The organism is Noviherbaspirillum sp., assembly GCF_035944575.1.
Classification (GTDB): domain Bacteria; phylum Pseudomonadota; class Gammaproteobacteria; order Burkholderiales; family Burkholderiaceae_D; genus Noviherbaspirillum.
This window is the reverse complement of the sequence record NZ_DASZBA010000165.1, coordinates 1-10,106: the sequence shown is the minus strand read 5'-3', so window position 1 is coordinate 10,106 and position 10,106 is coordinate 1. Positions and strand designations below refer to the sequence as shown.

Annotated in this window: 14 protein-coding genes and 1 pseudogene; 10 read left to right on the top strand and 5 right to left on the bottom strand. The window is 57.3% G+C overall.

Translation table 11 applies throughout. From position 1 onward, the window contains the following. The 3 genes and pseudogenes from VGU61_RS11870 to VGU61_RS22645 form a co-directional block, all read left to right on the top strand. Positions 1–690, top strand: a 690-nt coding sequence (locus tag VGU61_RS11870) for a CDP-6-deoxy-delta-3,4-glucoseen reductase (protein ID WP_326859334.1), incomplete at its 5' end; no start/stop codon positions are given. Between the two features lie 229 nt (positions 691–919). Further along, a complete protein-coding gene (locus tag VGU61_RS11865; protein ID WP_326859333.1) occupies positions 920–2,122 on the top strand; it encodes an acetylornithine transaminase in 1,203 nt (400 codons plus the stop codon). 129 nt (positions 2,123–2,251) lie between these two features. After that, a pseudogene (locus VGU61_RS22645) lies at positions 2,252–2,392 on the top strand (RidA family protein); the annotation flags it as partial. Between the two features lie 58 nt (positions 2,393–2,450). On the opposite strand, the gene VGU61_RS11860 reads toward VGU61_RS22645, so the two are convergent. From VGU61_RS11860 to VGU61_RS11845, 4 genes are all read right to left on the bottom strand, one after another. Further along, on the bottom strand, positions 2,451–3,617 hold the full coding sequence (locus VGU61_RS11860) for a Do family serine endopeptidase (RefSeq protein ID WP_414691628.1): 1,167 nt from the start codon (positions 3,615–3,617) through the stop codon (positions 2,451–2,453). Positions 3,618–3,996: 379 nt separating this feature from the next. Beyond that, the gene (locus VGU61_RS11855) at positions 3,997–4,503 is read right to left on the bottom strand and encodes an Hsp20/alpha crystallin family protein (protein ID WP_326859332.1); all 507 of its coding nucleotides are present in this window, start codon (positions 4,501–4,503) and stop codon (positions 3,997–3,999) included. A gap of 62 nt (positions 4,504–4,565) precedes the next feature. Beyond that, the gene (locus VGU61_RS11850; RefSeq protein WP_326859331.1) at positions 4,566–4,949 is read right to left on the bottom strand and encodes an Hsp20/alpha crystallin family protein; all 384 of its coding nucleotides are present in this window, start codon (positions 4,947–4,949) and stop codon (positions 4,566–4,568) included. Positions 4,950–5,010: 61 nt separating this feature from the next. Continuing rightward, positions 5,011–5,448 (bottom strand): Hsp20/alpha crystallin family protein, encoded by a 438-nt coding sequence (locus VGU61_RS11845; RefSeq protein ID WP_326859336.1) that lies wholly within the window; start codon positions 5,446–5,448, stop codon positions 5,011–5,013. 160 nt (positions 5,449–5,608) lie between these two features. Here VGU61_RS11845 and VGU61_RS11840 point away from each other — a divergent pair, with 160 nt between their 5' ends. The 6 genes from VGU61_RS11840 (at position 5,609) to VGU61_RS11815 (ending at position 8,709) form a co-directional block, all read left to right on the top strand. Continuing rightward, on the top strand, positions 5,609–6,550 hold the full coding sequence (locus VGU61_RS11840; RefSeq protein WP_326859330.1) for a DnaJ C-terminal domain-containing protein: 942 nt from the start codon (positions 5,609–5,611) through the stop codon (positions 6,548–6,550). Between the two features lie 2 nt (positions 6,551–6,552). Further along, entirely contained in the window at positions 6,553–6,864 is a 312-nt protein-coding gene (locus VGU61_RS11835; RefSeq protein WP_326859329.1) for a chaperone modulator CbpM, read from the top strand. 22 nt (positions 6,865–6,886) lie between these two features. Beyond that, complete coding sequence (gene trxC, locus VGU61_RS11830; protein WP_414691627.1) at positions 6,887–7,318, top strand: thioredoxin TrxC; 432 nt, start codon at positions 6,887–6,889, stop codon at positions 7,316–7,318. Between the two features lie 380 nt (positions 7,319–7,698). Then, positions 7,699–7,959 carry a translation initiation factor IF-1 gene (gene infA / locus VGU61_RS11825; RefSeq protein ID WP_326859328.1) on the top strand — a complete coding sequence of 87 codons (261 nt, stop codon included), beginning with the start codon at positions 7,699–7,701 and terminating at the stop codon, positions 7,957–7,959. A gap of 22 nt (positions 7,960–7,981) precedes the next feature. After that, entirely contained in the window at positions 7,982–8,296 is a 315-nt protein-coding gene (locus VGU61_RS11820; protein WP_326859327.1) for a hypothetical protein, read from the top strand. Positions 8,297–8,499: 203 nt separating this feature from the next. Then, on the top strand, positions 8,500–8,709 hold the full coding sequence (locus tag VGU61_RS11815; protein ID WP_326859326.1) for a cold-shock protein: 210 nt from the start codon (positions 8,500–8,502) through the stop codon (positions 8,707–8,709). Positions 8,710–8,974: 265 nt separating this feature from the next. On the opposite strand, the gene VGU61_RS11810 is transcribed toward VGU61_RS11815, so the two are convergent. Continuing rightward, a complete protein-coding gene (locus VGU61_RS11810; RefSeq protein WP_326859325.1) occupies positions 8,975–9,577 on the bottom strand; it encodes a hypothetical protein in 603 nt (200 codons plus the stop codon). Between the two features lie 137 nt (positions 9,578–9,714). On the opposite strand from VGU61_RS11810, the gene VGU61_RS11805 reads away from it, so the two are divergent. Continuing rightward, on the top strand, positions 9,715–10,106 hold a 392-nt coding region (locus tag VGU61_RS11805), incomplete at its 3' end, for a patatin-like phospholipase family protein (RefSeq protein WP_326859324.1).

The window sequence follows — 10,106 nt, the reverse complement described above, 5'->3', positions numbered from 1 at the left end:
GCCGATGATGTGACGATCGTATCGCTTCAGCTGCCCGCCAATGAACGCCTGCAATACAAGGCCGGCCAATACATCGAGTTTTTGCTGAAGGACGGCAAGCGCCGCAGCTACAGCATGGCCAATGCCCCGCATACCGACGAGCATGTGTCTCTCCATATCCGTCACATGCCCGGCGGCCTGTTCACCGATCATGTGTTCAGCACGATGAAGGAGCGCGACATCCTTCGCATCGAAGGTCCGCTCGGCACCTTCTTCCTTCGTGAGGATTCGACCAAGCCGATGGTGCTGCTGGCCTCAGGCACCGGGTTTGCACCGATCAAGGCGATCATCGAACACGCGACGCATCAAAAGACGACGCGGCCGATGCTGCTCTATTGGGGTGGGCGCCGGCCGAAGGACCTGTATATGCATGCCCTGTGTGAAGAGTGGGCGCGTATCCTGCCCAACTTCAAATACGTGCCGGTGGTCTCGCATGCGCTGCCCGAGGACGGCTGGACCGGCCGCAGCGGGTTCGTCCATCATGCTGTAATGCAAGACCTGCCCGACCTGTCGGCCTACCAGGTGTATGCATGCGGCACGCCGGCCATGGTCGAGGCAGCCACCAGGGACTTCGTCGCCCAGTGCAAGCTTCCGGAAGAGGAGTTCTACGCGGACTCGTTCACCTCCGAGGCCGATCTCGCCAAGGTGTGACGACGACAAACCTTTTGACGGGTCGCGCGAAACATCATAGTATTGTCGCCATGAATACGACTGCCAAACTCTTGCGACGCCGTACCCCGCTACCTCAGCCAGGGAAGCCGTGCGTGTAAGCGTTTGCCGATCACGAAGCCACAGGTCTCCCCTGTGGCTTTTTTTTTGATTCGCTTCAGACCGTTCAGCCAACTTCAACCATCCTATTAATGCCTTTCAGGAGCCCAGCATGGAATTCAGCCAGTACAACGTCAACACGCTCATGCAAGTCACCAATCGCCCTCCCCTCGTCTTCACCGAAGGCAGCGGCATGTGGCTGACCGACAATAACGGCAAGCGCTATCTCGACTACCTGCAGGGCTGGGCCGTGAACTGCCTCGGCCACGCGCCGGAGTGCATTGCCGACGCGGCGAGCGCGCAGGCGAAAAAGCTGATCAATCCGTCGCCGGCTTTCTACAACGAACCATCGATAAAACTCGCGACACTGCTGACCGACAACTCCTGCTTCGACCGCGTCTTCTTCGCCAACAGCGGCGCGGAAGCCAATGAAGGCGCTATCAAGCTGGCGCGCAAATGGGGCAAGGTCAACAAAAACGCGAACGGCGAAAACCGCTACGAAATCATCACCTTCAACCACGGCTTTCATGGCCGTACACTGGCCACCATGTCCGCCAGCGGCAAAGCCGGATGGGACACGATGTTCGCGCCGCAGGTCCCCGGTTTTCCGAAAGCGGAATTGAACGACATCGGCAGCGTGGAAAAACTCGTCAGCGACAAGACCGTCGCGGTAATGCTGGAACCGGTGCAAGGAGAAGGCGGCGTACTGCCGGCATCGCGTGAATTCATGCAGGCGCTGCGCAAGCTCACCACGCAGCGCAACCTGCTGCTGATCGTAGATGAGGTTCAGTCGGGCATGGGACGCACCGGCGAGCTGTTCGCCTACCAATTATCCGGTATCGAACCGGACATCATGACACTAGGCAAAGGCATCGGCGGCGGCGTGCCGCTGGCGGCATTGCTGTGCCGCGAAGCGGTTGCGGTGTTCGAGGCGGGCGAGCAAGGCGGCACCTATAACGGAAACCCGATGATGACGGCGGTCGGCGCTGCGGTACTGACCGAATTGCTGAAGCCGGGGTTCATGCAATCGGTCAGGGACAAAGGCGAGTATCTGCGCGCACAACTGCTGAAGCTGTCGGAGAAACATGGCTTGCAGGGTGAGCGCGGTGAAGGTTTGCTGCGTGCCCTGCGGCTCGGCAAGGATATCGGTCCGAAGATCGTGGAGACTGCTCGCGACATGGGACCGGTCGGCCTGTTGCTGAACTCGCCGCGCTCGGACCTGCTGCGCTTCATGCCTGCGCTGAATGTAACGACCGAGGAAATCGATCAGATGATTTCGATGTTGTCGCAGGTATTGACGCAACTCGAAAATTAGCACCGGTTGCCAGCCGACGTGGAAGCGAAAATGACTGCATCGAGGGAGGCACTGTTCGAGCGAATCGCCAAAGAGCTTGACTATGGTTTCGATGGCGAGATGAAAATCGGTGCTCCGGACTTTACGTAGCAAAGCGAGGTCGCCGACGGTGCATCCGAAGTCCTGTACACGGTGTTTTCCAAAGCCGGCGTGCATACGCGGACATCCTTCGGCGTCTATCAGCTCCCCAAGAACGCCGCAGTGGAAATCGACATGATCGTCGCAACGGAAACGAGGATATGGAACCCGGCGCATGATCGCTGCGCCCCGCGCCGGATGATAGGTCAGTTTAACTCTTCAAGGCATCCACTTCGATTTTTGCGGAATTGATCTTGCCGTCACGCCAGTACTGCAAACCGACCGTCGTGCCTGGCCTCGTACCGCCGACAAGACGGGCGAGATCGGCGGTGCTGTTCACCGGCTGATCGTTCAGCGACGTAATCACATCACCGGGACGCAACCCCGCCCTGTCAGCCGGGCCGCCCCGCTGCACGCTCGCCACCAGGGCGCCCCTTGTTTCTTTCATCCCGAACGACGACGCGATTTCGTAGGTAAGCTCCTGCAGCTGCACGCCGATCCGTCCGCGCGTCACTTTGCCGCTTTGCCGCAATTGATCCGAAATGCCGATGGCAATGTCGATCGGAATAGCGAATGAAATTCCCATGTAGCCGCCGGTCTGGCTGTAGATCTGGGAATTGATGCCGACGACCTCCCCCCTGGTACTGAACAACGGACCGCCGGAGTTGCCGGGATTGACGGCCACGTCGGTCTGGATGAACGGCACGTAGCTGCCATTGGGCAGAACGCGGCCTTTCGCACTGACCACGCCGACCGTCACGCTGTTGTCGAAACCGAATGGAGCGCCGATCGCCGCCACCCACTCGCCCGGCTCCAACCTGGCGGGATCGCCGATCCTGACCGGTAGCAACCCTGTTGCATCGATCTTGATCAGGGCCACATCCGTGTATGGGTCGGCCCCGATTACCCTGGCCTTGTATTCCCGCTTGTTCGTCAGTTTCACCGTGACGTCATTGGTTTGGGCGATGACATGGGCGTTGGTCAGGATATAACCATCTTGGCTGATGACGAATCCCGACCCGAGGCTGCGGCCCAACGCCTCGCCGGCGTCAGGCGTGCCACCGAACCTGCGGAAGAACTCATGCAGGGGATGGCCTTCCGGTAGTCCGGGCAGGTTTCCCTGCCCCGGTGCAACCCGGGTGGCGCTGATGTTGACCACTGCCGGTCCCTGCTGCTTCATCAGGCTGACAAAATCGGGAAGGCCCATGCCTTGAGCGGCAGGAACGGCGGCCTGGGGCGCTGGCGGCGGACTTGCCGCCGGAGCTGGTGCGGGCGCCGGGGCTGCCTGCTGTTCATTGCCGGATGGCGAGCAGGCGGCCAATAGTGCACATAGTGAGGCGGCGGCCAGTTTTGTATAAGCGCGCTGCGTAACATTCATTATTTTTCTCCATTTCGTCAATGAGATAAGTATTCAACTGCATCCAGGCACCTCCCGCTGAGAACAACTGCAGCGCTAGCCGTTTGCCGCAACGATTTCTGTCGCGCGGAATGGATGTTGCCCGTATCGGGTGCATAGCCGCGAGAATAGCAAAATACAATCAGGACGTTTTCCGGAAGGAGGTAATGGGCCGGTCCAAGTCCCTGCGAATGTATCGGAACGTCATCAGGCCCGTCACCTCTGCCCCGCATGCCGCTGCACACCTCTGAAAAGCGTTCGCCATATAAAAAGAAGGGCCTGCAATCAAATGACTGCAGGCCCTTTTTTCTGCTTTCGGCTCAAAGCCATGACGGCGTCTATATAAGCCGGCCGCCATGTGTCAATTGACCGTTACGTTCACCTTGCGCGGCGGAACAGATTCGGCCTTCGGCAATTCAACACGCAGCACACCATTTCTGTAAGTAGCTTGCGCCTGCTCCGAAACAACCGTGGCCGGTAACGGCACCGAACGTCGGAAGCTGCCGTACGCGCATTGCAGCACGCGATAACGCCCTTCACTTTGTTCCCGTTCGAACCGCTTCTCGCCGCGCACGATCAGTGTTCCATCCTGGACTTCGATATCGAGATCCTCCTTGTTAAGCCCCGGCACTTCGAGCTGGACGACAATACGGCGGTCGTCCTCGAAGAGATTGCCGCCCAACATCGACCAGCTGCCGGAAGGCATGAAGAACATGTCGTCGACCTCCGTTTTCGCCGGCAGGTTGGTGCGCTCGCCCGGCTTGAATCCGGTAAGCGCGCTGGACGCCGAGTGACGCAGATGCTGCCAGCCTTCGGAAACCGAATCCCAGAAGGAATTCAGACCTTGCTTGATGTCTTCTATTCTCATATAAACCTCCATTCAATCCCGCCGCCTTCAGTGACGGCGGGATGCTGAAATCATCAGTGCCATCAGGCGACGTTGATTTCAATCTTGCGCGGTTGCGCATGTTGAGCCTTGGGAATCGAAAGCTTCAGCACGCCATGCTTGAACTCAGCGGTCGCCTTCTCTCCATCAAGCTCCTTGGACAGGGTAAACGTCCTGCGATACCGCGGCACCTTCACTTCCGCATGGCTCGACTCCATGTCCTGCGGAATAGTCAATGCCACCTGGCCCTCGATGGTAAGGCTATTCGTTTCCAGCTGCAGATTCAGCGTTTCCTTCGACACGCCGGGCAGATCGGCAAACAGGGTGATTCCCGACGCATCCTCGATCACGTCGACAGGCGGCATCATGGCGGCATCCGTCGCTGCGCCGTTGTTTTCGCTTTTCGAAATATTCGCTTGATTGTTCATGATTCTTCTCCTGCGCTTAATTGCATGTCGCTTAAATCCAAGTGAATAAGGAATGGCGATCTCAGTGCACTGAAATCCGACGCGGCTGCGATGTTTCATTACGCTTGATGCTGATGTGCAGCACGCCGTCGCGGTATTGCGCCGATACGCCGTCAGGGTTTACATCCTCCGGCAAGCTGAGCACCCGCTTGAAGCGGCCTGCGAACCGCTCATTAATATGGACGGTTGCCTTGGTTTCCTTGCTCGACAGACTATCGCTACGCTCGCCCGCGATTGTCAGTACGCCGCGTTCCAGATTCACTTCGATCTTGTCCGGGTCCAACCCCGGGATGAATGCGTACAACTCAACCGATTGAGGCGTGCTGCCGATATTTAATGCAGGAAAACCGCCCCGTCCGATGCCGCGGATGCTGGGCTCAATATCGAAAGCCTGCTGGATTTCCCTTTGAAGGCGATCCATCTCGGCAAAAATATCCCGAGGAAACATCGATCGATACATCATCTCATTCTCCTTTCGAAATCACGTTGGGGAGCATTGGACCGGCTATGCGGCCCCCGGTTTTGTGTATCAAAAATATATGCGTACGCCTGGATTTCAAGGGCTTGAATCGCATCCGTTTAGCCCTACTTGAGAGCAAGGAAACCTAAAGGAGTATCGATTGGAATTCAAGGACTATTATCAGCTCCTTGGCGTCGATCGAGACGCCAAGCAGGAAGACATCAAGAAGGCGTATCGCAAGCTCGCCCGCAAATACCATCCGGACGTTTCGAAGGAGCCGGATGCGGAAGTGCGCATGAAGGAAGTCAATGAAGCGTTTGCCGTCTTGTCCGATCCTGAAACACGGGCAGCTTACGACAACGTCGGCAAGGGTTTTCAACCCGGCCAGGATTTCCGTCCGCCACCGGGATGGAACAGCGGTTATGAATTTTCAGAGCACAATTTCTCGGGTGCCGAAGCGGCCGATTTCAGCGACTTTTTTTCCGAGCTGTTCGGCAGCCGCATGGGACGGTCCGCGTCACGCGGCGGAGCACAATTCCACGTGCGAGGCGAAGATCATCATGCGAAAATTTCGCTCGACCTGGAGGATGCCTACCAGGGCGGCGTACGCACCCTGACCCTGCGCTCGCCGCAAATGGACGAGCGCGGACGCGTCGTCATGGCAGAACGGACGCTGGAGGTCCGCATACCGAAGGGCGTTCACGAAGGCCAGGTTATCAGGCTGGCAGGACAGGGCAGCCCCGGGCTTGGCGGCGCACAGGCAGGTGACCTGTACCTCGAAGTCCAGCTGAAGGCGCATCCACGCTACCGAATCGATGGCCAGGATGTCTATGCCACGCTGCCGGTGGCCCCATGGGAAGCCGCGCTCGGCGCCACCGTTGAAGCCAAGGTGCCGGACGGCGTGGTTGAAGTGCGCATCCCGGAAGGATCGCAGTCGGGGCGCAAGCTGCGCCTGAAAGGCCGCGGCATTCCGGGCCCTACCGCCGGCGACTTGTATCTCGTACTGGACGTCGTTCTGCCCCCCGCCAGCAATCCGAAGGCGCGCGCGCTCTATCAAACGATGGCCAGCGAACTTGCATTCAATCCGCGACAGGGACTCTGAAGATGATGAAGGAACATATTGCCCTGATTTTGGACGATGCCCGCCTGACGCTCGACGAGGTCGCCGCGAGCTGCACCGTCAGCCGGGAATGGGTAATCGAGCATGTGCAGGCAGGCGTACTGCTTGGCGATACAGGCTCTGATCCGGATGTCTGGCTGTTCAACAGCCGCGACGTACTGCGCGCACGCCGGGTGTTCGAACTCGAGCGCCGCTTCGACGCAAATCCGGAACTGGCCGGGCTGGTTGCCGACCTGCTGGATGAACTGGAGCGCCTGCGCGCACGTGTCCGGCACGCAGGCTTGCGTGCGGACTAACGAATTATCGGAATCGATTGACATGCCATTACACGTTGTCTGCCCGCATTGCCATACCACCAACCGCGTCCCCTCCGAGCGCCTCGGTGAAGCGCCGGATTGCGGACGCTGCCACCGCCCACTCTTTACCGGCAAGCCGATCTCGCTCACCACGGCGGACTTCGATCGTCATGCCGGCAAAAGCGATGTCCCGCTGCTGGTGGATTTCTGGGCGCCGTGGTGCGGTCCGTGCCGGATGATGGCGCCCGCTTTCGAGCAAGCCGCAGGGCAGCTCGAGCCGCGCTTTCGTCTTGCCAAGGTGAATACGGAAGATGAACAAATGCTGGGGAGGCGCTATGGGATTCGCAGCATTCCCACTTTGGCCCTGTTTGCAGGCGGAAGGGAAATTGCCCGGCAGGCCGGCGCGATGGGCGCAGCCGATATCGTGCGCTGGGCGCAAAGCGTCGTACGTTGATCTCAGGAAGGAAAAGGCTTACTGGGCTATAATCATGGCACCTCATGGCAAATTCCTCTGCACCTTCAGAGAAGACAGCCGATCCTGGTTTTCGGACCCCTGAGTCGTGCGCACATCAAACTAAAGCGCACAGACAAATCTTCACCCCGCATTGCAGTAAGGTATCACCAGCGCCATTCACATAGCGCTTTTTCCACCTCCTGGCTTGTTACTGCGTCAAGCAGACCGGCCACAAGAGTCACCCTTAACTATTCGCGCCCGACCGGCGCTTCATTGCGATCGCACGTTCGAACGGCAGGCAACGGGTTTCCTGCCCTGTCGCCACCGGGCACCGGAGGATCGCTACTTTCATCACATCACATTCATACTGGAAATGAACAATGGCTAAAGAAGAGCTTCTTGAAATGAACGGGCAGGTGGCCGAAGTACTTCCCGATTCACGATTTCGCGTCAACCTTGATAACGGTCACCAGCTCACCGCCTATACCTCGGGAAAAATGCGGCAGAATCATATTCGAATACTGGCGGGCGATAAGGTAACGCTGGAACTGTCGCCTTACGATCTCAGCAAGGGCAGGATTATTTTCCGCCATCTCGAAAAGCGCGGACCCATGCCAACAGGCCAGCCACGCCGCCGTTAATCAAGTTCAAGGAACCGTCACGATGCTGGAAAGCAATGTATATACCGCACGCCTCTCAGGAGCTGACGCCATATCCTCCATCGCCGCCGCGATTGCACAAGCGAAAGGCATTACGCTTGCCAGGTGTGAATGGGATATCGGCGAAGACCTCACGCATGAGCATGCGCACCGTATGGATATTTTCACCGACACAAAAACGGTTCGGCTGTATTTTCCCGATCTGGCGCTGACAGCGCCGGATCAACCTGCACGGCGGAAAAGAATCGAAGACAAACTGAGCAGTGCGATCGCGCAACTGGCACTGCGTCCTCCGGTCGCGACCTATTCATTCAATTGAACCCTGGCAAAAAAATTAATCACACCGCTGCCGGATTAACCTGTATAGTCGCCATTGCACTTGCATCAAGTCGTCGTCATTGTCGGTCTCTTTCCCGTCTTGCTCGTCCCGAGAGCCATTCCCGTTTGACTCCTTCCGGTTACATTTCTTGGTCCTGGGTGCATTCCGGGCACACGCCCCCATCCTCATTAAAAGGAAATGACATGAGTACTCAAACAGGCACAGTCAAATGGTTCAACGACTCCAAAGGTTTCGGCTTTATTACACCTGATAACGGCGGCGGCGATTTGTTCGCGCACTTCCAGGACATTCAGGCAAGCGGCTTCAAAAGCCTTGCGGAAAACCAGCGCGTGTCGTTCGACCGCGGCACTGGCCCCAAGGGCGAAAAAGCAACCAACATCCGCCCTATCTAAGTTAGCGAACCGCAGGTATTGCTGACATCAAATTCATTGTCCGGTGACGCTTCATGCTGCATCGGAAAACATTGCAGTCTTTCCGGCGACCGGTGACACCACGCAGATAGCATGGGTTGTCGTTCTTGCGGGTCAGGGGCACTTGGCAGATAGCCAGGGTTCTTGAAAGATGAGAATGTGTTGTGAATGAAAGCTCGCTTCGGCGAGCTTTTTTTTCACCTATCGCGTATTGCACGAACGCAGAGCGACGCAACCGGCGGTCACACTAGGTTTTCAATCCATCCACAATGCGCAGGTATTCGACCGGATGCCTGGTGCGCAGCTGTTCGAGTTCCTTGCTGATGCGGTTCGCCGCTCGCATCGCTTCATCCTCCTTCAACTCTTCAATGCGCTTGCGGATTTCCTTAAGGTCGCGTAACGCGCTGGCTTGCTGCTCGGGTGATATCACTCCCTGATCGGCGATCCCGAGCAGCACTTCGGTGATCAGGCCGAGCTGTTTGCCGTAAGTGGCGATATCGAATGCTTTCCTTTCTATTTCAGGATCGCCTGCATCGGGACGAATGGCATCAAAGAACGTGTGCGGGTCAATTCGCTGCGCAACGCTTCCACTCCAGGGAAAATAAAATTGCGGCGCCCAGAACCAAAATAAGGGATACATGCGATCTCCATCTTCCATGGTTGAGAATGAGTATTGCAAAGCACGTTCAGGCAAACCTGTTATGCATCCTTCCACGCCGGCCGCTCTCTGAAACTGGCGAACCAACTGCCATGTCACAAGCGCCGATCGGAAAGCCGACATTATCTTTCCGACATCCCCGATTGTCCATGCTGCGGACCATCCAATCTGCGTGTCGCCGGATTTTTCCATTCCCTGCAACTTGGCTTGCCTGCTGCAGTCATGTTGTGTACGTACTTCTTTGCCAAGGTTGATAAGGAAGTGGTTCATTCACCAAAGCATGTCAAATACACGTGCGGACAGCACTATATGCCGGAAGGAATTTTGCCATGGGCAAGAAAGTCGTACTGATTCTACAGGGCGGCGGCGGACGGGGCGCCTTTCAGTGCGGTGCTTGGAATGCGCTATTTCCCTTTATCCGGGATGAAGGTCATGAACTGATCGCAGTCGCAGGCGCGTCGATCTGGTCTGTCAATGCAGCATTGATTACGCGGCATTACGAGAATGGAGATGGCGGCCGGAACGTTTTGCAAGATTATTGGCGTAATTCAGTGGCGACACCATCCATGCCTTTCCTTCCTTTCCCTGGCGAGTATGCCCGCGCATGGAATGGATTGCTCACTGGGCTGATACTGGGAAACCGGGCGCTTTCTCATCCGGCCTACCATCACTGGAATCCTGTCGGCGACCTTGCACGCTTCCAGATGCCCTTCTATCAGAC

Excerpts from the sequence above, each read along its gene's own strand:
- VGU61_RS11865 (WP_326859333.1), top strand. The coding sequence starts at position 920 with ATGGAATTCAGCCAGTACAACGTCAACACGCTCATGCAAGTCACCAAT.
- VGU61_RS11860 (WP_414691628.1), bottom strand. The coding sequence starts at position 3,617 with ATGAATGTTACGCAGCGCGCTTATACAAAACTGGCCGCCGCCTCACTA.
- VGU61_RS11855 (WP_326859332.1), bottom strand. The coding sequence starts at position 4,503 with ATGAGAATAGAAGACATCAAGCAAGGTCTGAATTCCTTCTGGGATTCG.
- VGU61_RS11850 (WP_326859331.1), bottom strand. The coding sequence starts at position 4,949 with ATGAACAATCAAGCGAATATTTCGAAAAGCGAAAACAACGGCGCAGCG.
- VGU61_RS11845 (WP_326859336.1), bottom strand. The coding sequence starts at position 5,448 with ATGTATCGATCGATGTTTCCTCGGGATATTTTTGCCGAGATGGATCGC.
- VGU61_RS11835 (WP_326859329.1), top strand. The coding sequence starts at position 6,553 with ATGATGAAGGAACATATTGCCCTGATTTTGGACGATGCCCGCCTGACG.
- trxC (WP_414691627.1), top strand. The coding sequence starts at position 6,887 with ATGCCATTACACGTTGTCTGCCCGCATTGCCATACCACCAACCGCGTC.
- infA (WP_326859328.1), top strand. The coding sequence starts at position 7,699 with ATGGCTAAAGAAGAGCTTCTTGAAATGAACGGGCAGGTGGCCGAAGTA.
- VGU61_RS11820 (WP_326859327.1), top strand. The coding sequence starts at position 7,982 with ATGCTGGAAAGCAATGTATATACCGCACGCCTCTCAGGAGCTGACGCC.
- VGU61_RS11815 (WP_326859326.1), top strand. The coding sequence starts at position 8,500 with ATGAGTACTCAAACAGGCACAGTCAAATGGTTCAACGACTCCAAAGGT.
- VGU61_RS11810 (WP_326859325.1), bottom strand. The coding sequence starts at position 9,577 with ATGGAAAAATCCGGCGACACGCAGATTGGATGGTCCGCAGCATGGACA.